The following is a 21,621-nucleotide window of genomic DNA, read 5'->3' on the forward strand; positions in this document are numbered from 1 at the left end:
ATGAAAATCGGCATCAATTCGGACATGGGCGAAGGTTTTGGCAATTATCGCATCTGCGACGATGAGGCGCTGATGGGTATCGTCTCCTCGGCCAATGTAGCTTGCGGCTTCCATGCCGGCGATCCCATCATCATGGATCGCATGGTGCGGATGGCCAAGGCGAAAGGGGTTGAGGTCGGCGCCCATCCAGGGCTGCCGGATCTTCTCGGGTTCGGTCGCCGAGTGATCCAGATGGACGCTGCCGAGCTCGAGAAGCACATGGTTTACCAGATCGGTGCGCTCCAGGCGATTGCGACCAATGCCGGCCATCGCGTGACCCATGTCAGCTTCCATGCTGCGATGGGCAACATGGTGAACGCGGATCCCGACATGGCCGACGTCGTTGCGCGTGCGATCGCGGCCATCAATCGCGACTTCATTGTATTCTCACAGCCTGACGCCGAGATCGTGCGTGCCGCGCGCAAGGTCGGCTTACGGGTGCTGACGCTGTTTCTCGCCGATCGCGCCTATGATGAGAATGCGCACCTCGTGTCCCGCAAGCTCCCCAATTCGGTCATTACCTCGCCGGAAGCCGTTGCGGAGCGGGTTACCCGCTTCCTGGACAGTGGGACGGTGAAGACGATCGAAGGCAAGTCGATCAAGGTCGACGCGCGCTCGATTCTCATTCACAGCGATACGCCCGGCTCCGTGAACCTGGCGGCCACCGTGAGGCGCGTGGTAGAGCAGGGCGGCGGCGAAGTTGCGCCAGCGACAGTATTGGTCGGGTAATGCGATAGTTGCGGGTAGGTCGCCGCGTACCGTCGCTCAGGTCAGGCGGTCTCAGCGGTCGGACGAATGCTGGCGATCGGCGTTCCGTAGCCGACCATCGCGCCTGCCTCCGCGGTGATCGCATCGAGGATGCCGGCGGCCGGCGAAAGCACGGGTGCATAGAGCAGCCCGATCTTGACGAGGCCGACGATCGCGCCGGCTTCGATCTGCTGGCCGGGTTCGGCGAACGGCTTCGCCCGCCACGGGTGCGTGGCGAGAAAATGTCCGGCAACATCCGCCTTGGCAATCACGAGCGTCTCTTCGGAAGAGCTGATTGCGTCGGCGCGCACCGACGATGTCATGCCGATCGCGCTCGTTTCCATGACGAGCTTCAGGGACTGTCCCTCGTCGTCGATCTCGATCGATGTGACGCCGGACGTCTCCAGCAACTTCGCCAGGCGTTCGATATGGGTCATGTCTATCGGCATCCTTGAAGCTCCGCGAAAAGGCGAACATCGGCCCTGAGCCGATCGAGATAGACCGAGACTTCGTCCTCTGCTGCTAGCGCGTCCGCATAGGCCGTCTGCTCGAAGCGCAGTGTGCTGCCGAGCCGCGCCTGTGCAACGCGCCACATGTCGGCCTTGATCACGGTCGCGATTTTCGGATAGCCACCGGAGGTCTGCGCGTCGCGCATCTGTATGATGGGCTGCCCGTTCGGCGGGATCTGGATGACACCCGCGACGATGCCGTGAGACCGCTTTTCGATCGGCGAGACTGGATTTACCGCGGGGCCTTGCAGCCGATAGCCGTAGCGGTTGCTCTGTGGCGTGATCTTCCAGCCGCTGCGCCAGAACAATTTTTGCGCGGTACTATCGAACGCGTCGTATTCGCCAGCGATGATGACCCTGACGGTGGTATCGCCGGCCGGCATGTTCGGTCGGGCGAGAACGAGATCGGCCGGCCCGACCCCGAGATCGCTGGTCTCCGCGGACGGGTTGGGCGCGGCGCAAGGCAGGACATCACCCGTTTGTAACGGTCGCCCCTCAAAGCCGCCAAATTCGCCGCGAAACTGCGTACTGCGCGATCCCAAAACGACGGGGACGTCGATGCCGCCGCTCAGGGTGAGATAGCTTCGTGCACCACGGGACATCGCCTTGATGGTGAGAATCTCCCCGGTGTGGGCTCGCGATCGCCACCACGGCGGGATTGCGCGGCCTCCGACGTCGGCCTCGACCTCGGCGCCCGTCAGCGCGAAGGCCCTATCGCGGCCAAAGCGAAGCTTGAACGGGGTTACCGGGATTTCGATGCCGGCCGCGTTCTCGTCGTTGCCCAGGAGAATGTTGCCGGCGCGCAAGGCGACGTCGTCCATCGCGCCCGACGTGCCAACCCCGAACCGATACTGCTCGAAGCGCCCCAAATCCTGGACGCTGGTCGGCCCGAGCGCGGAGAGGATCTCGATCAACGAATCACCCGTTCAATCTCGAACCGGATGGTGTCGCCCGGCGCAAGCGCAGCCGGCGTCGTCCAGCACGGATCGAAGAATATCCAGCTCGTGTGCCCGATGGCGTGCCAGCCGCTCGGGCCCGGTGAGGCCGAAACGCCCGTCTGCGATCCTCCGATGGAGACCGAGCCGCCCGCGGAGCGCTGGAGCGGAGTCTGACGCCTGGGCATCGATATCCGCGGATCCATGCCGCCGAGGTAGCAATAGCCGGGGTGGCTGCCCAGCGCGAAGACGGTGTAAAGGGGCGCAGCGTGGATAGACACCACGTCGTCGATGGACATGCCGCAATGATTGGCAACAGCCTGGAGCGAAGCGCCGATTTCACCGCCATAGGTCACAGGCAGCCTGATCTCGCGGCCGCCGATCGTGAGCTCCTGCGCTTCATTCCAGGCATCGTTGAGCGCGGCCATCAAGGTACTCGGATCGCGCGGCGGCGTCTCGAAGGTCAACATCAGGTTCGTGATGAGGGGAATTGCCTCGCGGATTCCCGGCCATTTCGAGGCCGTCGTTGCGAGGGTCCAGATGCGCCGCTGGTGCGGCAGGTCGAACGGGCCGGGCGCCTCGAACAAGATTGCTGTCGTCCCGAGCAGGCTGATCCGCGGCCGGTCGCTCGCCGTCATTGCGCAGCCACCCGCGCAGCCATCCAATGTTCGAGATGGTGGATGTCGCAGCCACCGCGACGGAACGCGGGATCAGCGAGAATGGCCTGATGCAGCGGCACATTGGTTCGGATGCCATCGGCGCGCAACTCGGACAGCGCGACGCGCGCGCGCGCCAGGGCTTCATCGCGTGTGCTGCCATGGGCGATGAGTTTGCCGATCAGCGAGTCGTAGTGACGAGGAACAGGAGCGCCGGAGGCCATGTGAGTATCGACGCGGATGCCTATGCCGCCGGGAACATCCCAGCGCGTGACCGTGCCCGGCGAGGGGGCGAACGTGGCGGGATCCTCGGCATTGATACGAAACTCGATCGCATGGCCGACGCGCCTGATGTCGGCCTGCGCGATCAGCAACGGCTCACCCCGCGCGATGCGGATCTGCTCCTTGACGATGTCGATCCCGGTGGTCATCTCGGTGACGGGGTGCTCGACCTGGACGCGAGTGTTCATCTCGATGAAGAAGAACTGGCCGTCCTCGTAGAGGAATTCGAACGTGCCCGCGCCCCGGTAGCCGATGCGCCGGCAGGCTTCGACGCAGCTCAGGCCGACCTGCTCGACGAGCGCGCGGTCGATGCCAGGAGCGGGCGCCTCCTCGACGACCTTCTGGTTCCTGCGCTGGAGCGAGCAGTCGCGATCGCCGAGCCAGAGATGGTTGTCGTGCTCATCGCAAAGGACCTGAATCTCGATATGGCGGGGCTTCTCGAGGAACTTTTCGATGTAGACGGCCGGGTTCTTGAAGGCCTGGCTTGCCTCCGCACGTGTCAGCGCGAGTGCGTCATCCAGGTCGCGCTCATCGCGCACGATCCGCATGCCGCGCCCGCCGCCGCCGCCGGCCGCCTTGATGATGACGGGATATCCAATCTTGCGCGCGATGGCGCGCACCTCCGCCGGATCATCGGGCAAGGCGCTGTCCGGTCCAGGCACGCAAGGGACGCCAGCCAGCCGCATCGCCCGTTTGGCGGCGACCTTGTCGCCCATGGTCCGGATGCAGTCCGCCGGGGGGCCGATGAAGGCGAGGCCGGCCTGCGCGACGCGTTCGGCGAATTCGGCACTTTCCGACAGAAATCCGTAGCCGGGATGAATGGCCTGGGCGCCGCTGACCTCCGCCGCAAGCAATATCGCGGCGGGATTGAGATAGGTCTTGCTCGCCGAGGCCGGCCCAATGCAGAGCGCCTGATCCGCGAGGGCGACATAGCGCGCGTCGCGATCCGCTTCCGAGTGAACGACGACCGTCTTGAGGCCCATCGCCCGGCAGGCGCGCTGGATGCGAAACGCGATCTCACCTCGGTTGGCGATCAGGACCTTGTCGAACATCAGGAAGGCCCCGCAGGAGCGATCCGGAACAGCGGCTGTCCTGCTTCGATCTCGTCACCGTTCTCTGCAAGGACAGCGAGGACGACGCCAGATGTCTCGGCGGCGACGTCGATAAAGGTCTTCATCGCCTCGATGATGCAAATTTTCTGTCCGGCCTCGATTCTGGCACCGACCTCGACCAGCGGCGGCGCATCCGGCGCCGCAGCTCGGTAGAATACGCCGTGCATGGGAGCCGATACGATGATCTCGTCGGTGCTAGCAGGGACCGGTGGGCGGGCAGCCTCGCGCCTGGCGACGTAAATTTCCTCCGATCCGGGCTCAGCAGCAGGCAGGGCGGGGACCGCTCCGCGCGCGGGGTTTTTCAGGATGCGAATGCGCGTCCCGTCTTGCGTCAGCTCCAGCTCCGCGATGCGGGATCGCGAGACCAGATTGATCAGTTGTTCGATTTTAGCGAGATCCACGGTGATCGTCCTCTGCGTCGAGTCGCGATCCTTAGCCCTTCGTCCTCAGGTCGCCGTCTGCCGGCTTCTCTGCGCGAAGTTGAGGCCACCGACGACCTGCTGCGTTGGCAGCACCTCCATGAACGCGACGTTCATGCGCGCAGGGGAGCCGATTGCGAAGGCGATCGAATTGGCGATGTCCTCTGGCTGGAGGGCTTCATAATCGTCGAAGAAACGGCGCTTGGCCTCGGCGAGGTCGCCCAGGAGCCGCCCGAAGACTTCCGTCTCCACGCGTGCTGGCGACACCTCGGTCACGCGAACCCTGGTGCCGTAGAGGTCGACGCGCAACTGCTGCGAGAGCGAATGAATGCCCGCCTTCGTCGCGTGGTAGACCGTGTTGCCCCCTCCGAAGGCATAATGGCCAGCGATGGAGGAGATGTTGACCACGTGGCCACGGTCGCGCTTCGCCATTCCTGGCACGATCAGGCGCGTGAGATGCAGAACCGCGCGCAAATTGACGTCGATGAGCGCATCGACGTCATCGGGTGTCGTGTCCAGGATGTTGCCGCGCCGGGACTGGCCGGCGTTGTTGATGAGAACGTCGAATTCTGCCGATTGCGCCAGCGCCGCCAGCGCATCGAGGTTGTTCACGTCCACGGCGCATGAGCGGCAGCCGGTCTCGGCCGACAGGGTCGCCAGCCGGTCCGCATCGCGCGCCACGGCGTAGACCTCGAGCCCCTCGGCGCTCAGGCGGCGAACCGTGGCAGCCCCGATGCCCGAGGATGCGCCGGTGACCAACGCCCTTCGATAGTCCGAAAATGCCATTCGTACGGCTCCTCCGTGTATCGTTACCTATAGGCCCGGCCGGTTCCAGATGGTAAGAATATTTCCTTCTGGTCCCATAGCCCCAGCGTATTGCTGCTGCGGCCATGACAACCGCCTTCTCGGGAACCCCGTATTGGATACGCGTCGCCTCGAAGCCTTCGTCAAAGTCGTCGATCTCGGTAGCGTCTCGCGCGCGGCGAAGCTGCTCAACATCGCCCAGCCCGCGCTGAGCCAGCAGATCGCGAGCCTCGAGCAGGACTTCAAGCGAAAGCTATTGGACCGCAGCGCCCGCGGGGTCCGCCCGACCGAAGCCGGACAGATCCTCTACCGCTACGCCAAATCGATCCAGCGGCAGATCGACGAGGCGCGGCGTACTATTTTGGAGAACCGATCGGGGCTGACCGGCAACGTTACGATCGGCTTGGCGCCGCTCAGCTCGGCGGCGTTGCTCGCGACTCCGCTGCTGTTGCAGGTACGTGAACGCTATCCCGGCGTCGTGCTGCACATTTACGACAGTTCAGGGATCATGCTCAGCGAAATGATGCTGAAGGGCAGCATGGATATGGCTGTCCTGTACGGCGATCGTCCGGTGACTGGTCTCGACTACAAGCCGCTGATGCGCGAGTACTTTTATCTTGTCGCGCCTCGCAGCATGTATGCAGGGCAGATGCCTTCGGAGGAGGTTTCGGCGGAGGAGGTCGCGCAATTCGACCTGCTTCTTCCATATCGGGAATCCTTCCTGCGACAGACGGTCGAGCGGGTCTGCGCCGAGGTGGGGCTCCGCCCGCGCATCGTCGCCGAGATCCATTCGCAATCGACCCTGTCTTCGGCGATTGCAGCCGGAATGGGTGCTGCCGTGCTGCCGATGTCCATCGCAAAGGCATTACCGAACCTGGATGAGCTCTGCATTCGGCGGATCGATGCGCCGTCGGCGTCGCAGCAAATGTCGCTATGCATTTCCGATAACGTTGCCCTGTCCGACGCAGCGTTCGCGGTCTACAAGATATTGCTGGAGATCATCGCGAAGGAATGGGGACAGTTCGATTGCCTGGCTGATCCGAATGCCGTCACCTCAGGCTCCTCCACCAAACCTCTGGGCGGTTCGGAAGACGAGCCATAACGAAATACGATGCGGCAATCCCAAAATCTGAAATTCTCCGGCGGGAGAGGGTCGACTATTGGAGGTGAGGTGCAGAGATTGCGGCCGTTGGAGGGACCATGGTTCACGTTATCAGGACATTCGATCGGCCCGCGGCTGAGCTTGTGGAACGCATCAAGCAATTCCCGCCGTCGACCCTGCATGAGGCTCAGGGGCGGACCGGGGCGCTGACGTCCCGGATCAAGCCGATTTATCCGGGTATGCGCGCTTGCGGGCCGGCATTCACGGTCAGCTGCCACCCCGGCGACAACATGATGCTCATTACCGCGATCTCGCTCGCTAAGCCGGGCGATGTGCTCATCGTGAGTGCAGGCGACCATCCCGAGCAGGGCGGTTTCGGCGAGGTGCTGGCGACAGCCTGCGTGGCCAAGGGGCTTGCCGGCCTGGTGACAGATGCCGGCGTGCGCGACGGTCCGGCGATCCGGAATACCGGCTTCAACGTGTTCTCGTATGGCCTCTGCATGAAGGGGACCGTGAAGGAGACGCTCGGCTACATCAACCAGCCGATCGTCATTGGCGGCGTTGCGGTTCGCCCCGGCGATATCGTGAGCGCCGACGATGATGGTGTCGTCATCGTGCCGAAGGACAACATCGCCGATGTGTGCACCAAGTCGGCCGCGCGCGAGGAGAAGGAAGCCGGCGTGATGAAGGCGCTCAAGGCCGGCGGCGACATTCTCGAACTGTCCGGCATCGGCAAGGTGCTTGAGTCCAAGAATTGCACGTTCGCCTGAAAAGCGGACGGCTAGGCGATCATCGCTTACGGGAATAGCACGGCCTGAGGGGACCGCACGCGCTGAATTCCGCGTGTCAAGCCCGAGGGGCATGGCGAGGATTATCAGGAAAGCCGTCGTGCCATTGGGATGCTGCCACGCGTCCCCACGCGCGCGTTTCTAATGTCCGGCGCTCTGTCCGCCGTCGACGTGCAGGATCTCGCCGGTGGTGAAGGCGGCACCTTCGAGGTACAGCACCGCATCGACAACATCGCGCACCTCTCCCATCCGTCCGACCGGATGCAGCTTGGCAAGGAAGTCGTACGTTTCGGGTGCATGCATCGGCGTCTTGACCGCGCCAGGTGCCACGGCGTTGACGCGGATACCCTTGCTCGCATATTCGATGGCGAGCGACTTCGTTGCCGCATTCAAGCCGCCCTTTGTGAGGGCGGCCAGCACCGATGGGACGCTGCTGACCGCATGTTCGTCGAGGCTGCTCGTGATCTGCACGATATGCCCGGATCCTCGCTTCAGCATTTCCTTGGCTGCGCGCCGAGTGACATGGAAGAACCCGTCGAGATTGATCCCCAGCAAGTGGGCGTAGTCTTCGTCGGTATAATCGGTGAATGGCTTTGCGACGAAGACGCCGGCGTTGTTGACGAGGGTGTCGAGGCGGCCGAAGCGGTGGATCGCCTGCGACACGATGCGTTCCGCCGTGTTCGGATCGGCGATGTCCCCGGCAACTGCCAGGATATCCGGATCAGACGGCTGTCTGATCGAGCGAGAATTCGCGACCACACGAAAATTGCGATCGCGATATGCCCTGACCAAGGCTTCGCCGATACCCTGCGACGCTCCGGTGATGATAGCGACTTTCTGCTCTGTACCCATGATGGACCTCCATGTTTTTCGGTTGAAGCGGCGCGTCGCCGCGCTGGTCGCTTCGCTACTGTGCGGTCCAGCCGCCATCCACGGAAATGGTCGTGCCCGTGATCTGGTCCGCCGCAGGCGAACAGAGGAAGGTCACGGTGCCGCCAAGCTGTGAGGGAGAAACGAAATCCAGGGACGGCTGTTTCTCGGCCAAAAGGTCCCTGGCCGCCTCCTTCTGATTTATGCCCCTTTGCGTAGCGATATTGCTGATCTGCTTTTCGACAAGGGGTGTTCGTACCCAACCCGGACAGACTGCGTTGCAGGTGACGCCGCTGCCGGCTGTCTCCAGGCCGACCACCTTGGTCAGGCCGACCAGTCCGTGCTTGGCTGCAACGTAGGCGGCTTTGTGTGTTGAGGCGACAAGACCGTGCGTCGAAGCAATATTGACGATCCGTCCCCAATGCTGCTTTTTCATCTGAGGTACCGCCGCGGCGATTCCGTGAAACGCAGCGGACAGATTGATGTCGAGAATTGCGTGCCACTTAGCGGCAGGAAATTCCTCCACCGGCGCGGTGAACTGGATGCCGGCATTGTTCACCAAGATGTCGAGGCGTCCGAACCTCTCGACCGTCGCGGCAACCAATCCGCGCACGGCTTCTCCCTTTGACATATCGGCGCCGTCGTAGACGACGCGCACGCTGTGCTCACGTTCGATGCCGATGCGGATCTTCTCGATCTCGTCGGCATCCCCGAGGCCGTTCAACACGAGGTCGGCGCCGAGCCTTGCCAATTCCTTCGCGATGCCCAGGCCGATGCCGCTGGTCGATCCGGTGACGATGGATACTTTTCCCTTCAACATGGGGAATTCCTTTCGATGTTTGAGACAAGAGAATCAGGCGGCGGTCGCCGCCTTGGTTTCAGTGGGCGCCGCCGCCGGCGTCGATGCGGTCGGGCTTGGTGAGTATGAGCGCCGCGATCAGGGCGACGATCTGTGAGATGCCGAGCAGATAGAAGGTGTCGCTGAAGCCGAGGATGAACGCCTGCTTCTGGATGACCTTGCCGATTGCGACATAGGCGCGATGGGCGGCATCGACCCGGTCGATCACGCCGTGGCTGATGAAATACTGTGTGAGCTGATCGAGCCGGGTGCGGGTTGCTTGCTCGAACATCGAGACCGATTGCATCAGGACGTTGGAGTGGTACTGCTCGCGCTTGGTCAGGAGCGTCTGCAGGGCAGCGATTCCGATCGCGCCGCCGAGGTTGCGCATCATATTGAACAAAGCTGATGCCGATCCTGCGTTCTCCGCTTCCATTCCTGCAGTCGCAACGCTCGATAGCGGCGCGAAGACCAGGGCCTGGCCAAGCGCGCGGATGACGTTCGGCCAGAAAAGCTGATCGGCCGCATAGTCGTTCGTCATGTAGATGTTCATGAAATTGGAGCCGCCAAACAGCACAAAGCCGATGCCGATGACGAGGCGCGGATCGAACCGCTTCATCAGGCGAGGTACCAGCGGGATCAGCACGAGCTGCGGCAGGCCAGTCCATGCCAGCACCATGCCGATCTGCTCGGAGTTGTAGCCCTGGATGCGGGACAGATAGACCGGCAGGACATAGACGGAGCCATACAGCGATACGCCGAGCAGGAAATTCGCCAGCACGCCAAAGCCGAAATTGCGGCGGAACAGGATGCGCAGGTTGAGCAACGGTTTCTGGGCAGTCAGCTCGATTGCGAGGAACAGCGTCAACGCAACCGCGGCGATCACGGCCAGCCGAACGATGAAGGGCGAGCCGAACCAATCGTCCTTGTTGCCTTCTTCCAGGACGGTCTGAAGCGCGGCGAGCCCGATCGCCATGGTGATGATCCCGGCCCAGTCGCCGTCTCGCAGCAGCGAGAGGTTCATCGGCCTCGCTTCCAGAGAGAAGAAGAGCATACCGATCATGATCGCGCCGGGCACGACGTTGACGTAGAAGATGTATTCCCAGCCGAAATTCTCGGTGAGATAGCCGCCGATGGTCGGACCGATCGCGGGTGCGAAGGTCGCGGAGATCGCGAACATCGCCAGCCCGATCGGCTGCTTCGCTTTCGGCAGGAGCGTGATGATGAGCGTGAATGCCATGGGGATCAGCACGCCGCCGGTAAACCCTTGCACCGCGCGCAGCGCGATCATCTGCGGCAGGTCTTGCGCGAGCGCGCAGGCTGCCGAGAAGACGAGGAACAGAACGGCGTTGGTGAGGAGATAGACTCGGACCGAGAAGACCTGGGCAAGCCAGCCGCTGAGCGGAATCACGACGATTTCGGCGATCAGGTAGGAGGTCGAGATCCACCCGCCGTCGTCGATGCCCGCACCGATCCCACCCTGAATGTCGGCAAGCGAGGCGTTGACGATCTGGATGTTGAGTACCGCCATGAACGCACCCATCGTGGCGCCGATCACTGCGAGCCAGGTTTTTGCTGAGACGGCGTGGGCCGCAGGTGGCCGATCCTCGCTGGCGGGAGTGGCGTCGATCGTGGTTTGCAATGTGGTCATGACGGTTTCCTCGCTCGCGAGGCTGGATAGGGGGGTCAGCTGCGGGGCTTGCCGCCGCGCGATGCGAGCCGCTTTTCGGCCTCGCGTTCGGCGACGACAGTGGACTTGGTGTCGACAGTCGGCTCCGCAGACATGCCGGGGCGCAGCAGACCGCTCAGGCTCCGGTCATCGAGCACGATCTTCACCGGCACGCGCTGCACGATCTTCGTGAAGTTGCCGGTCGCGTTGTCCGGCGGGAGCAGCGCGAATTCCAGGCCACTCGCCGGCGACAGGCTATCGACATGGCCTTTCAGCCTGGTCGAATGGAAGCTGTCGACCCGCAGCTCGACCGGTTGGCCATTGCGCACATGGGTGAGTTGGGTCTCCTTGAAATTGGCGACCACATAGACTTGGTCGAGCGGAACTACCGCCATCAGCTGCGTGCCTGCCTGCACATATTGGCCGACGCGGAGTGTCCGCGCACCGATCGTGCCGTCGACCGGAGCCGTGATCTGGGTGTAGGAGAGGTTCAGGGCAGCCTGGTGCTCGACCGCGCGTGCGCGATCGAGTTGCGCGACAGCTTGCGTGCGCTGGGTCGATAGCACCTCGACTTTCTTGTTGGCTGCGAGCAATCCCGCCTTACCCTGCTGAAGCTGTGCGGTCTGCGAGCGCAATGCTGCGTCGGTCTGCTGGGCGCGTTGTATCGTTCCCGAGCCCGACCTCATGAGCTCGTCGTAGCGGGCGCGCTCCTGCTGCGCGAATTTCAGACCAGCTTCGGTCGCGTCGACTTCGGCCGCCTGCTGTTGAATGAGAGGCTGCTGCAATTCGATCTGCGCGTCGAGGTTCTTGACCGCGGCTTCCGAGGCCGCAATGTCGGCCTTGGCCTGGTTCAGCGCGGTCTTGAAATCGCGATCGTCGATCCGGGCCAGCACCTGGCCGGCCTTCACCGGTTCGTTGTCGGCGACCAGCACTTCGGCGATGTAGCCGGAAACCTTCGGCGCAATGACTGTGGAGTCGGCCTTGACGTAGGCGTCGTCGGTCGTTTCCAGATAGCGGCCGGTGGTGATGTAGTAGTGGCTGAAAGCGGCGGCCCCGGCCACGCCGAGGGCGGCGGCGAACGCCAGCGCCGCGCGCCGGATCGCCTGACGCGACGGGCGAATGCTGGTTTTCGTTTTCTGCTCGGAAGCATACGAAAGGATCGACATGGTTCTCTCCGAAGTCGGGGGGGACGCTAGATCTCAATCGGGGCGGTGGACGTCATGCGTGATGATGCCGAGCTCGGGAGCGGGCGGGTCCAGGCGGCGTGGGTCGGCCAGCGTGCGGCGGATGTCGTCCAGACCGCTTTGCCAATGCGCGCGCATTGCGTTCAGCCCGAACTCGTAGTCCTTTGACTGGCCCTCGTAGATTTTGGACTGGTAGATGAGGTGGACGATGTTGTAGGAGCGATGGCGGGCCATGTCCGCGATGGCGCGGATTTCCGGATCCTGCTTCGCGCGTTCCGGCAACTCCTGGATCGTCCGCTGTAACGCCTGACGCATCTTCTGCATGCGTAGCGCCTGGTCCGTGATGGCGCGCGTACGGCTCGAATATTGGATGTCCTTCTGCCGGCTCGACACCTCCATCATGTCGTGGGGAACACGACCCCTGGCAGACCAGAGATCGACCTGGAATGTCAGTGTGTCGCGCGGCTCGCTGGACAGCACGCGTGAGAGAGGAGTGTTCCAGACGACGCCGCCATCCCAATAGTGTTCGCCTTCGATCTCGACGGCAGGGAACCCCGGTGGCAAAGCGCCGGAAGCCATGAAATGCTTCGGTCCCAGCTTACGTTCGGTCGTGTCGAAGTAGGTCAGGTTACCGGTGCGAACGTTGACCGCGCCGACGCTGACGCGTACCTCGCCCGCGTTCAGCCGATCGAAATCGACGAGCTTCTCCAGCGTCCGCTGCAACGGTGCTGTGTCGTAGAAGCTGGTCGCTGCATCACCCGAAAAAGGCGACCAGAACGGCGCGGGGAATCGAGGCTTGAAGAAGCCGGGCTGCCCCTGGAATAAGGCCCTCATCGCGGCAAGCGCGTTGTGCAGCGAGCGCATATCGAACGCGAATGGCAGGGCATTGGCTAGCCCTTCGCCGGCGGGCCATCCCACCGGACACGCACAGATAGTCTCCCAGAACTCGCGTAGCCGCTCGACCCGTTGGTCTTCCGGCGATCCGGCAATGATCGCCGCATTGAGCGCGCCGATCGAAATGCCGGCCAACCAGTTCGGCCTGATACCGGCTTCGTGCAGGCCCTCATACACTCCGGCCTGATAGGCTCCCAGAGCTCCGCCGCCCTGCAGCACCAGGGCGACGACGTCATATGGCAGCGACGTGGACGGCTGCGGCACGGAACTCACTTGCTCGCGCATCACCTTCAGCATCTCGTAAACTCCCGATCTTGCGGCTGATCCGATCAGCCTGCGTTTGCTTCGATAAGGATCTCGGACCTGGACTCGCGTCGTTGTGCGGTAGCGCCCGGCGCCAGGTAGTCGTGGACGACAGTGCCAAGCCCGAGCGTCAGGTCGGCGATGAGGTGCTTGGCCGAAAGCACTTGGAGGACGGGCAGTTCGGCTACGGGGGCCAGGGCGTGCGAATACAGGTCCAGCGCTGCCGGCCCGGTCCAAGCACCTTTCACGGTGATCGCTTCGAGGTGGTAGCGGACCAGCTCGCAGATGCGCGCCGAGCCGTCGACATGCGGGATGATCTTGAGCAGGAAATTGGGAGCGGCGAGTTTCCTGGCCTCGGCTTCGATGTCGAGGGCGCGGTGCTTGTAACCCATGGTGCCGGTCGCGATGCGCACCGAGCCGTAGTTCAGGGTGCCGACCAGGGTATCGATCTCGACCGCGAGCTTCGGTTGCGCCAGCTTCTTGGGAAAGCCCCACAGCTCACGCCCGCCGGCGATGGGCGGATGATCGTTGAGGAACATCTGATGGGTAAAGCTGCCGGCCTGACCTTGATAGGATACCGGGATGACCTGGCCGCTTTCGGTGTAGTCGCCAAACCCAGTTGAATCCGGCATGCGGATGAACTCGTAGTTCACCACAGGTTCGGTCAGCTCGAGTGGCGCCGGTACAATCCGGCGCAGCGCCTCGGGATCCGTCCGGTACTGGATGATGAAGTACTCGCGATTGATGAAGCGATAGGGGCCGGGTGGAAAGGCCGGGTTCGTCAACGGCATGGCGAACGCGCTCGTGCGGACGGTCTCGTGTTTCATCGTGGTGAGCTCCAGTTTGGTCGATAGCGAGGGAGCCGCGCTTCTGCGTGGGAAGCGCGGCCGTGTCGCGTGAGGCCCTCAGACCTCGGTGACGTGATCCGGATCGGCCGACGCCAGCGCGGCGGCACGCTCGGCGCGCGGCGGGTAGATCCACACCGTGTTGATCTCGTGCTTGGTCTTCTTTGCAACCTCGCCGACGATCTCGACTTTCCGTTCCCAGCCTCGCGTGAAGAGCGCGCCGGCTTCGCCGAGGTCGAGGCACGTGACGTAGGCCTTCTGGTGATACGGCTTGGTCGGGACGCCCAGGAGCTCTGCGGCGGCGTTGTTGCCCGCGAAGGCGCCCATCCTGGTGGCGTGCTGGCAGGACATCAGCGCAAAGTTGCCGGCATCGTCGCACGCTGCCTTTGCGGCATCGCCGGTGGCAAAGACGCCAGGCACCGATGTCACACGCAGATCCTGATCAACCAGCAGCCGGCCGAAATTGTCGCGCTCGGCGGGGATCTGCTGGGTCAATGGCGCGGCGCGAATGCCTGCCGCCCAGACTACGGTTTCCGCTTCGATGCGTTCGCCATTTGAAAGCGTGACAGCGGTTTCATCGAGCGAGGTAACGCCAGCGCCGACCCGGGTCTCTACGCCGACCTTGCGCAGGGCATCCTCGATGATGGGACGAGGGCCAGCGCCCATATCGGGAGCGATCGCACCGTTGCGTTCGACGATGATCACGCGCGGCTTGGCATCCTTGCCGAGAATCGCGCGAAGCCGCGCAGGCATCTCGGTCGCCGCTTCGATGCCGGTGAAGCCGCCGCCGGCAACGACGACGGTGTCGCGCCCGTTTCTTGCCGGCCGATCCGCCAGGCTGTGCAGATGCCGGTCGAGCGCAACGGCATCATCGAGCGAGTCGACACTGAAGCCATGCTCGGCGAGGCCCGGAATATTCGGACGGAACAGCCGGCTGCCGGTGGCCACGACCAGGCGGTCATAGGAGAGCGTCTTTCGCGTGCCCTTGGCAGTCGCGACCTGCAGCATGCGGGACTTGGTATCGACCGTTTCGGCGCTGCCTTGCACGTAGACAACGTCGATGGACTTGAGAACATCCAGCAGAGGCGCCGTCAGGGTTTCCGGCTTCGCTTCGTAGAGCCGCGGCCGAATCACCAGCGTCGGCTCCGGTGCAACCAGCGCGATCTCGAGTTCTTCCGGCGAAGCGCCCTGAATGTCCCGCAGGCGGGCGGCGGAAAGTGCGGCGTACATGCCGGCGAAGCCGGCGCCGATGATGACTATTCGCATGTGATCTTCTCCTGTGGTTGATCTTCGGGCATACGCGCGTTGCCGCCGCCGCTGCTGTTGCGGTTTCGTGTGGTCGACGCGCGAAGACGTGAAATGGAGTCGTTAGGTCTTAAGGGGAGGGGCAGCTCGGCATCGATGACGCCCGCAGCGGCCAGGGGCGGCGAAAGAAGATCGGCTCGGTGGCGTTCGGGCCACCCCAGTTGGCGTAGGGAAGCGGCGCGTTATCGTTGGCGATGATGGACATCGCCGGGGTCGTCCTCTGCAGGGACTGCGGTGGAATTTCCACCTCCTCGCCCGTTGCAGAGGTGAAGCGAACTGCCAACGACAGTCCGTAGACGATTGCGCTTGCGACCAGCCGGCGTCGCGGTGCGATTGCAAAGAGGCTGACGAAGGTCTTCGAGGTCATCGTTCGTCTCCGTCTCTTGGGGTCTCGGGACCCTGATGATTTAGCGGGAGTGAGCTGCAACTGCGCCAGAGCGATTGCGGCACCTGCAGAGCGATTGCTGCTACCGCAGCGTCGCCAGTCGCTCGGTATTTCTCCGGTCAATTGCCCGAACGCCGGGTCGCTTGCGGGAGCCTCGCCAGCCAGTCCTCGAAACGCACTGAGCCGAGCCGGGGACCACTGCCAGGCATGAGAGACTGATCATCGAGCTCCGCGCCGAAATAGCGGGCATGGATGTCGGCGACGACTTTGCGCGGATCCTTCATCGCGATCAGATATTTCCGACCGAATTCGTCGAGGCTAAACCGCTCCGGGCCTGCCAACTCAACCAAACCGTTGACTGGAGCGCCGAGCGTGATGTCGGCGAGCGCGGCGGCGACATCGTCCGAGGCGACCGGCTGAAACAGGGCAGGCGACAGTCTGACGATCTGTCCATCGGACGAGGACTCGACGATTCCGCCAACAAACTCGAAGAACTGAGTCGCGCGCAGGACCGTATAGGGGATCTTGCACGCATTAATCAGGTTCTCCTGCGCCAGCTTGGCACGGAAGTAACCGCATTCCGGAAGCCGATCCGTGCCAACAATCGACAGCGCGATATCGTGCCGGACGCCTGCGGCGCGCTCGGCAGCGAGCAGATTGCGGCCCGAACTTTCGAAGAAGCTCAGAGCGGGCTCGTCCTCGAAAGAGGGCGAGTTCGCGACGTCGATGACGATTTCCGCAGCCGACAGGGCCTTTTCGAGACCCTCGCCCGTGATCGTGTTGACGCCCGTGCTGGGTGCCGCTGGAACCACCTCGTGGCCCTTCTCGCGGAGCTTGCCCGCAAGCTTGGTTCCGATAAGGCCGGTGCCACCAATAACGACGATCTTCATCACTTTCCCTCGATTTATCTGAACACCAATGGCGTTTTCCTGAACGCGAGGGGAGAGTGCGCGCGTGCGGGATGGAAATCCTTGCAGCCGCCCTGAATTGCGGTTGGATATTCCTTGGCTTCTTGTCCAAGCGGAGTGCGAGAAGTGCCGTACTCATTCGAAAATTATTGCTTGGACGCCGGACGCCGCGAGCTCAGGCGAGGCGCCGAACTGATTACGATCGGACCTAAGGTATTCGATCTGTTGCTTTTCTTGATCCAGAAGCGGGAGCAGGTTGTGACAAGAGACGACCTTCTCGAGAGTGTTTGGGAAGGACGGATCGTTTCCGAGTCGACGCTGACCAGTCACATCAACGCGGTGCGCAAGGCGATCGGGGACACTGGCAAGGAGCAGCGCCTGATCAGGACGGTTTCGCGCAAAGGCCTTCGGTTTGTCGGCAAGATCGAAGAACGCGAATTGCCCATCAGCACCCCGATCACTGCCCCGGACATCCCGGCGCCTGCTCTGCCCTTGCCGGAGTCCCCGTCGCTCGCGGTCCTGCCGTTCCGGAACCTCAGTGGCGATGTCGAGCAGGATTATTTTGCGGATGGCGTCGTCGAGGATTTGATCACCGCGCTGTCTCGTATTCGCTGGCTGTTCGTGATCGCCCGCAATTCAAGCTTCACCTACAAGGGCAAGACGGTCGACGAAAAGCAGGTGGGGCGCGAGCTCGGCGTCCGCTACGTCGTCGAAGGCAGCGTGCGCAAGTCCGAGAACCGCATTCGCATCACGGGCCAACTCGTAGACGTCGCGACCGGCACCCACCTGTGGGCGGAAAGGTTCGAAGGGCCGCTCGACGACATTTTCGAGCTTCAGGATCAGATTGCGAACAGCATCGTCGGAGCAGTCGCCTCCCAGCTCGAACGAGCGGAGATCGAGCGCGCCAGACGGAAACCGACTGGCAGCCTCAGTGCATACGACAATTATTTGCGTGCCATGCCCACCTGCATCGAGGGACCCGCGAGTCGATCGACGAGGCGCTTCCCCTGTTCTACAAGGCCATGCAGCTCGATCCGGAGTTTGCCTCCGCCCATGCAATGGCAGCGTGGTGTCATTTCTGGCGAAAGGTCAACGGCTGGATGACCGATCGAGAGCAGGAAATCGCCGAAGGCCTCCGATTGGCCCGCCTTGCGGTGGAATTGGGCAAGGACGATGCCGTCGCGCTCACCAGGGGTGGACATGCTCTTGCCCATCTTGCCGGCGACGTGGAGGGGGCGATCGCGCTGGTGGACAAGGCCCTTGTGCTCAACCCGAACCTGGCGTCGGCCTGGTTCCTGGGAGGCTTTCTCAGAACCGAGAACGGGGACCCCGACGCTGCGATCGAACTCTTTGCGCGCGCGATGCGTTTCAGCCCGCTGGATCCGGAGATGTTCCGGATGCAGGCAGGCGTAGCGCTGTCGCATTTATTTGCGGGGCGCTTTGACATGGCCTCGTACTGGGCAGAACAGTCCTTCAAGCAATTGCCCAGCTTCCTGGTGCTGGTGGCCATCATCGCCGCAAGCCACGCGCTTGCCGGTCGTGCCGAGCAGGCGCACACCGCGGTCGAGCACTTGCAGAAGCTGAATCCCGAGTTTCGTGTTTCCAGCCTCGAAGGCTGGATTCCGATCCGACGACCGGAGCATCTCGCCCGCTTCCAAGACGGCTTGCGTCAAGCGGGATTACCGGAGTGACCTCATTGCATGCACCGCATGCGCCGCCGCCAATCGCTCGGCGTTTCTCCGGTCAATCGCCTGAACGCTGCGGCGAAGGCCGTTTGAGAGGCATAGCCAAGCTCTGCCGCCACCAAGGCGATCGATGTGTCGGTGTCGCGCAGCATGTTCATGGCCTGCTCGAGCCGGTGTTGGCGCATCCAGGCATGAGGTGAAAGACCAGTGCTTTCCTTGAAGGCTCGGCAGAAGTGAAAGCGCGACAGCCCCGCATCCGAAGCAAGCGCGGAGAGAGAGAGGTCCGCATCGCTATCGGAGCGCAGGCGCTCGATGGCGCGGCGCAGGACTGTCGGTGACAGCCCACCTGCAACTGGCTGGAACGGGGTTGGCGTATCCGCGTGCGCAGCGAGCAGGCGCGTGGCCAGAAGATCCGTAAGCTGATGCCTGAACAGAGCATCCAGGGCCGCATTGCCGTCCAGCGCGTCCGACGCACTCATAAGCAGGCGGGATGTGATCATGTCGGGATGTGCGGTTCGCTCCAGGAGATCGCCCGGTTCGGCTTTGTCGGCTTCATGCGCAATCCGCTCAAGCGTCGTGTGCGGCAGATAAAGCTGGACCACGTCGACAAGCCCGGGAATGTCCCATCGCGCGCTTGAGCCGGCCGGAATGATCGTCACCACGCCGGAACGCGCCGTGCCAATGGCGATCGATTTCCCGGTGCGCCGCTCCAGTCGCTGTACGCCCGTGGGATAGGTCATGATGACGTGGTCAGCCATTGGCTCGACCACGTCGTGCAGAGCTCCATGCTTCCAATGGGCGATAGCGCCATTCGACGCATCGGAAGCCATGCGGAGCGGCGCGGTCTTGAGGACGCGCGCCATTTCCATATCCGCGGGACGCCGGTTGGCGCCCGGCAATTCGCTCTGGTGCGTCTCGGGTGCCACCAGCAGCGCTTGCAAAGGATCATTCAAGATCGGCTTGCGCATGGCGTATGCTCGCGTTTGTGGGGCCGACACTCGCGCTGCTCGGCGTAACTTTGCGGGCTGTTACGAAGCCGATGCTTCCTGTCTGCCCGTATCGATGCGCCTAAGCGCCGCGACCTTTCGATCGCGTTCTAGGCGCGGAGAACTACGGGGTCTTTTCCAAACCGGGCGTGCTTTGCCTGATTCTGCTCAAAGCCTATTCGAGCGGCGGATGCGGCGGTCGGCGTGGTCAATGCGGGAAGGCTTGGAAGTGCCGGCTTCACAAACGCACGATGGAACCCGAGAGTGATCTTGTGGAACCTGGCGAGACGAGCGCCAATTGCGTTGGAATCGCTTTGAAAAATCGTCTTGCCGAGAATTAATCGGGGACTCGGCCGACACACCTGTCAGTTGACGAGCTAGTCTGGACGGGTGCTCGCCTACCTCCGATAATGCATTCTCGATCTGGTAGGGCGCAGCAATGGCCCGCCAGGTCAAATTCCACTGGATGAGATTGACACATATGCCACAAGCGGGGGTCTACGGACAGAGGCTCGGGCGGCCCTTGTTTTTGAAGGAGGCGCCCTCGCTGATAACGCATTCGCTGCGCAGCGCCGAGCTCGCGGTCACCGAAACCCGGAATGACGATCCGGTGTGCGATCTTTCCGGCCCCTTTCCCGCCGAGGATGCCTATCTCGTAAGCCTCAAGTTTCGCGACTACCCCGACTGCGAATGTTGGGAACGGGGTCGGTGCGTCATCAAGACGGATGTCCGCGCCGGCGCAACCTATCTTTATGACCTGAAGCGCGATCCACGCTACGTAATTGACAAGCCGTTCCACTCCGTCTTTTTCTATCTGCCGCGCTCGGCGCTCGACGACATGGCCAAACAGAGCGGCGCTCCACGCGTCGGCGAACTTGACTATCAGCCCGGCGTCGGAAACGACGACACGGTCGTCCGTCATGTTGGCGCGTCGCTGCTGGAGGGACTGCGTCGGCCGGCCGAGGCCAACCAGCTTTTCATCGATCACATGATGCTTGCGCTTACCGCGCATGTCGCCCAGGCTTATGGCGGGCTGAGGCGAACCGGCGAGCTGGCTCGCGGCGGTCTTGCGCCGTGGCAGGTGAAGCGAGCCTGCGAAAGGCTCGAGTCTGACCTCGGCGGGACGATTTCATTGCAACAAATCGCGGCCGAGTTTGACCTCTCGGTCAGTCATTTTTCGCGCGCGTTTCGATTCTCCACCGGACTGCCGCCGCATCAATGGCTGCTCCATCGGCGCGTGAAAGCGGCCAAGCAGTTGATGACTGTCCGCGATCTGCCGCTGGCCGAAATCGCAGTTTCGGTCGGGTTTGCCAATCAAAGCCACTTCACGCGGGTATTCTCGGCCGCGGTCGGTGTCAGCCCAGGCGTGTGGCGCCGCGAAGCGTTTGGTGCAACAGGAAGCGAAACCAAGGGACCACGCCTATGGCACAGGCGAGCACCTTCGGAGAAAGGGTCAGGCAGCAGTTGCGCCTGAGGGATGCACCGCCCTCGCTGATCACGCGTTCAATGCGCGGCGTCGATCTCGCGGTCACCGAAACCCAGGATGATACCCCCGTGCCAGGCCGTTCCGGCTCAGTGGCCGATGAGGCCTATCTCGTCAGCCTGAAGCTTCGCAATTACCCGGACTGCGAACTCTGGGATCACGGCAAGTGCGTCACGAAGACGGATGTCAGACCCGGTACAACGTATCTGTACGACCTCAGGAGCGATCCGGGCTTTATCATCAACAAGCCCTTCCATTCCCTCCAGTTTTATCTTCCGCGTTCAGCGCTCGACACCATCGCTAAAGAATCCCGTACACGGCGTGTTGGCGATCTCGCTTGTCAGTTCGGCTTCGGCCATGACGACAAGGTCATGCGTCATATCGGAGCATCGCTGTTGGAAGGGCTGCGTCGGCCGGCCGAGGCCAACCAGCTTTTCATCGATCACATGATGCTCGCGTTCACGGCGCACATCGCGCAGGCCTATGGCGGACTGGAGCGCATCACCGTGTCGAGCCGCGGCGGTCTCGCTGCGTGGCAAGTGAAGCGCGCCTGCGAAAAACTCGAATCCGATCTCGGCGGGCAGCTTTCGTTGCAGCAGATCGCGGCCGAGTTCGGTCTCTCCGTCAGCCATTTTTCACGTGCATTTCGGGTTTCGGCTGGTTTGCCGCCGCACCAATGGCTGCTGCGCCAGCGCGTGAAGGCGGCCAAGCAGTTGATGACTGTACGCGAGCTGCCGCTGGCCGAGATTGCACTATCGGCCGGGTTTGCCAATCAAAGCCACTTCACGAAGGTATTTTCGGCCGCGGTCGGCGTCAGCCCAGGCGTGTGGCGCCGCGAAACACTGGGCGCGCCGGAAGACGATACATAGTCCG

The 21,621-nt window shown here is 62.8% G+C and carries 21 protein-coding genes and 1 pseudogene; 6 read left to right on the forward strand and 16 right to left on the reverse strand.

All coding sequences use genetic code 11. The features are described 5' to 3' along the window. Positions 1-768 (forward strand): LamB/YcsF family protein, encoded by a 768-nt coding sequence (locus tag YUU_RS0132880; protein WP_027526162.1) that lies wholly within the window; start codon positions 1-3, stop codon positions 766-768. Between the two features lie 41 nt (positions 769-809). On the opposite strand, the gene YUU_RS55330 is transcribed toward YUU_RS0132880, so the two are convergent. Genes YUU_RS55330 through YUU_RS0132910 form a run of 6 tightly spaced genes read right to left on the reverse strand, consistent with a single transcriptional unit; the run spans position 810 to position 5,485 of the window. After that, on the reverse strand, positions 810-1,223 hold the full coding sequence (locus tag YUU_RS55330) for a biotin/lipoyl-containing protein (RefSeq protein WP_051390009.1): 414 nt from the start codon (positions 1,221-1,223) through the stop codon (positions 810-812). A 2-nt stretch (positions 1,224-1,225) separates the two neighbouring features. Then, a complete protein-coding gene (locus tag YUU_RS0132890) occupies positions 1,226-2,209 on the reverse strand; it encodes a biotin-dependent carboxyltransferase family protein (protein WP_027526163.1) in 984 nt (327 codons plus the stop codon). Then, positions 2,206-2,868: a 5-oxoprolinase subunit PxpB gene (gene pxpB, locus YUU_RS0132895; RefSeq protein WP_027526164.1), complete on the reverse strand. Its 663-nt coding sequence runs from the start codon at positions 2,866-2,868 to the stop codon at positions 2,206-2,208. Before pxpB ends, YUU_RS0132890 begins: the two co-directional genes overlap by 4 nt. Continuing rightward, positions 2,865-4,220: an acetyl-CoA carboxylase biotin carboxylase subunit gene (accC, locus tag YUU_RS0132900; RefSeq protein ID WP_027526165.1), complete on the reverse strand. Its 1,356-nt coding sequence runs from the start codon at positions 4,218-4,220 to the stop codon at positions 2,865-2,867. The genes pxpB and accC overlap by 4 nt, the downstream gene beginning before the upstream one ends. Further along, the gene (gene accB / locus YUU_RS0132905) at positions 4,220-4,681 is read right to left on the reverse strand and encodes an acetyl-CoA carboxylase biotin carboxyl carrier protein (protein WP_027526166.1); all 462 of its coding nucleotides are present in this window, start codon (positions 4,679-4,681) and stop codon (positions 4,220-4,222) included. The genes accC and accB overlap by 1 nt, the downstream gene beginning before the upstream one ends. A 45-nt stretch (positions 4,682-4,726) precedes the next feature. Beyond that, positions 4,727-5,485: an SDR family oxidoreductase gene (locus tag YUU_RS0132910; RefSeq protein ID WP_027526167.1), complete on the reverse strand. Its 759-nt coding sequence runs from the start codon at positions 5,483-5,485 to the stop codon at positions 4,727-4,729. A gap of 49 nt (positions 5,486-5,534) precedes the next feature. Here YUU_RS0132910 and nac point away from each other — a divergent pair, with 49 nt between their 5' ends. Together nac and YUU_RS0132920 are read left to right on the forward strand one after the other, a co-directional pair. Beyond that, positions 5,535-6,605: a nitrogen assimilation transcriptional regulator NAC gene (nac, locus tag YUU_RS52535; RefSeq protein WP_084801656.1), complete on the forward strand. Its 1,071-nt coding sequence runs from the start codon at positions 5,535-5,537 to the stop codon at positions 6,603-6,605. Between the two features lie 98 nt (positions 6,606-6,703). Beyond that, positions 6,704-7,375, forward strand: a complete 672-nt coding sequence (locus YUU_RS0132920) for a 4-carboxy-4-hydroxy-2-oxoadipate aldolase/oxaloacetate decarboxylase (RefSeq protein WP_027526168.1) — start codon at positions 6,704-6,706, stop codon at positions 7,373-7,375. 159 nt (positions 7,376-7,534) lie between these two features. Here the strand turns inward: YUU_RS0132920 and YUU_RS0132925 are convergent, their stop codons facing one another. From YUU_RS0132925 to YUU_RS0132965, 9 genes are all read right to left on the reverse strand, one after another. Beyond that, positions 7,535-8,245, reverse strand: a complete 711-nt coding sequence (locus YUU_RS0132925) for an SDR family NAD(P)-dependent oxidoreductase (protein WP_027526169.1) — start codon at positions 8,243-8,245, stop codon at positions 7,535-7,537. Between the two features lie 55 nt (positions 8,246-8,300). Next, a complete protein-coding gene (locus YUU_RS0132930) occupies positions 8,301-9,083 on the reverse strand; it encodes a 3-hydroxybutyrate dehydrogenase (protein ID WP_027526170.1) in 783 nt (260 codons plus the stop codon). Positions 9,084-9,141: 58 nt separating this feature from the next. Continuing rightward, positions 9,142-10,752: an MDR family MFS transporter gene (locus YUU_RS0132935; RefSeq protein ID WP_027526171.1), complete on the reverse strand. Its 1,611-nt coding sequence runs from the start codon at positions 10,750-10,752 to the stop codon at positions 9,142-9,144. Positions 10,753-10,787: 35 nt separating this feature from the next. Next, the gene (locus YUU_RS0132940; protein ID WP_027526172.1) at positions 10,788-11,936 is read right to left on the reverse strand and encodes an HlyD family secretion protein; all 1,149 of its coding nucleotides are present in this window, start codon (positions 11,934-11,936) and stop codon (positions 10,788-10,790) included. Positions 11,937-11,969: 33 nt separating this feature from the next. Further along, positions 11,970-13,145: a patatin-like phospholipase family protein gene (locus YUU_RS0132945; protein WP_027526173.1), complete on the reverse strand. Its 1,176-nt coding sequence runs from the start codon at positions 13,143-13,145 to the stop codon at positions 11,970-11,972. A 32-nt stretch (positions 13,146-13,177) separates the two neighbouring features. Beyond that, positions 13,178-13,978: an acetoacetate decarboxylase gene (locus YUU_RS0132950; RefSeq protein ID WP_027526174.1), complete on the reverse strand. Its 801-nt coding sequence runs from the start codon at positions 13,976-13,978 to the stop codon at positions 13,178-13,180. Between the two features lie 78 nt (positions 13,979-14,056). Beyond that, positions 14,057-15,262, reverse strand: coding sequence for an NAD(P)/FAD-dependent oxidoreductase (locus tag YUU_RS0132955; protein ID WP_027526175.1), 1,206 nt, complete (start codon positions 15,260-15,262; stop codon positions 14,057-14,059). A gap of 109 nt (positions 15,263-15,371) precedes the next feature. Beyond that, complete coding sequence (locus tag YUU_RS0132960) at positions 15,372-15,668, reverse strand: hypothetical protein (RefSeq protein ID WP_027526176.1); 297 nt, start codon at positions 15,666-15,668, stop codon at positions 15,372-15,374. Positions 15,669-15,805: 137 nt separating this feature from the next. After that, positions 15,806-16,576, reverse strand: a complete 771-nt coding sequence (locus YUU_RS0132965; protein WP_027526177.1) for an SDR family oxidoreductase — start codon at positions 16,574-16,576, stop codon at positions 15,806-15,808. A 144-nt stretch (positions 16,577-16,720) separates the two neighbouring features. Here YUU_RS0132965 and YUU_RS52540 point away from each other — a divergent pair. Next, positions 16,721-18,285: pseudogene (locus YUU_RS52540) on the forward strand (winged helix-turn-helix domain-containing tetratricopeptide repeat protein). A 2-nt stretch (positions 18,286-18,287) separates the two neighbouring features. Here the strand turns inward: YUU_RS52540 and YUU_RS0132975 are convergent. After that, positions 18,288-19,247, reverse strand: coding sequence for an AraC family transcriptional regulator (locus tag YUU_RS0132975; protein ID WP_027526178.1), 960 nt, complete (start codon positions 19,245-19,247; stop codon positions 18,288-18,290). Positions 19,248-19,746: 499 nt separating this feature from the next. Here YUU_RS0132975 and YUU_RS52545 point away from each other — a divergent pair, with 499 nt between their 5' ends. Then, on the forward strand, positions 19,747-20,739 hold the full coding sequence (locus YUU_RS52545) for an AraC family transcriptional regulator (protein ID WP_084801657.1): 993 nt from the start codon (positions 19,747-19,749) through the stop codon (positions 20,737-20,739). Then, positions 20,688-21,617: an AraC family transcriptional regulator gene (locus YUU_RS0132985; RefSeq protein WP_027526179.1), complete on the forward strand. Its 930-nt coding sequence runs from the start codon at positions 20,688-20,690 to the stop codon at positions 21,615-21,617. The genes YUU_RS52545 and YUU_RS0132985 overlap by 52 nt, the downstream gene beginning before the upstream one ends. The last annotated feature ends 4 nt before the right edge of the window (positions 21,618-21,621 follow it).

Origin of the sequence: Bradyrhizobium sp. Ec3.3 (assembly GCF_000472925.1) — a bacterium.
Lineage (GTDB): Bacteria > Pseudomonadota > Alphaproteobacteria > Rhizobiales > Xanthobacteraceae > Bradyrhizobium.

Excerpts from the sequence above, each read along its gene's own strand:
- YUU_RS0132880 (WP_027526162.1), top strand. The coding sequence starts at position 1 with ATGAAAATCGGCATCAATTCGGACATGGGCGAAGGTTTTGGCAATTAT.
- YUU_RS55330 (WP_051390009.1), bottom strand. The coding sequence starts at position 1,223 with ATGACCCATATCGAACGCCTGGCGAAGTTGCTGGAGACGTCCGGCGTC.
- pxpB (WP_027526164.1), bottom strand. The coding sequence starts at position 2,868 with ATGACGGCGAGCGACCGGCCGCGGATCAGCCTGCTCGGGACGACAGCA.
- accC (WP_027526165.1), bottom strand. The coding sequence starts at position 4,220 with ATGTTCGACAAGGTCCTGATCGCCAACCGAGGTGAGATCGCGTTTCGC.
- YUU_RS0132910 (WP_027526167.1), bottom strand. The coding sequence starts at position 5,485 with ATGGCATTTTCGGACTATCGAAGGGCGTTGGTCACCGGCGCATCCTCG.
- nac (WP_084801656.1), top strand. The coding sequence starts at position 5,535 with ATGGTAAGAATATTTCCTTCTGGTCCCATAGCCCCAGCGTATTGCTGC.
- YUU_RS0132920 (WP_027526168.1), top strand. The coding sequence starts at position 6,704 with ATGGTTCACGTTATCAGGACATTCGATCGGCCCGCGGCTGAGCTTGTG.
- YUU_RS0132925 (WP_027526169.1), bottom strand. The coding sequence starts at position 8,245 with ATGGGTACAGAGCAGAAAGTCGCTATCATCACCGGAGCGTCGCAGGGT.
- YUU_RS0132930 (WP_027526170.1), bottom strand. The coding sequence starts at position 9,083 with ATGTTGAAGGGAAAAGTATCCATCGTCACCGGATCGACCAGCGGCATC.
- YUU_RS0132935 (WP_027526171.1), bottom strand. The coding sequence starts at position 10,752 with ATGACCACATTGCAAACCACGATCGACGCCACTCCCGCCAGCGAGGAT.
- YUU_RS0132940 (WP_027526172.1), bottom strand. The coding sequence starts at position 11,936 with ATGTCGATCCTTTCGTATGCTTCCGAGCAGAAAACGAAAACCAGCATT.
- YUU_RS0132945 (WP_027526173.1), bottom strand. The coding sequence starts at position 13,145 with ATGCTGAAGGTGATGCGCGAGCAAGTGAGTTCCGTGCCGCAGCCGTCC.
- YUU_RS0132950 (WP_027526174.1), bottom strand. The coding sequence starts at position 13,978 with ATGAAACACGAGACCGTCCGCACGAGCGCGTTCGCCATGCCGTTGACG.
- YUU_RS0132955 (WP_027526175.1), bottom strand. The coding sequence starts at position 15,262 with ATGCGAATAGTCATCATCGGCGCCGGCTTCGCCGGCATGTACGCCGCA.
- YUU_RS0132960 (WP_027526176.1), bottom strand. The coding sequence starts at position 15,668 with ATGACCTCGAAGACCTTCGTCAGCCTCTTTGCAATCGCACCGCGACGC.
- YUU_RS0132965 (WP_027526177.1), bottom strand. The coding sequence starts at position 16,576 with ATGAAGATCGTCGTTATTGGTGGCACCGGCCTTATCGGAACCAAGCTT.
- YUU_RS0132975 (WP_027526178.1), bottom strand. The coding sequence starts at position 19,247 with ATGCGCAAGCCGATCTTGAATGATCCTTTGCAAGCGCTGCTGGTGGCA.
- YUU_RS52545 (WP_084801657.1), top strand. The coding sequence starts at position 19,747 with ATGCCACAAGCGGGGGTCTACGGACAGAGGCTCGGGCGGCCCTTGTTT.
- YUU_RS0132985 (WP_027526179.1), top strand. The coding sequence starts at position 20,688 with ATGGCACAGGCGAGCACCTTCGGAGAAAGGGTCAGGCAGCAGTTGCGC.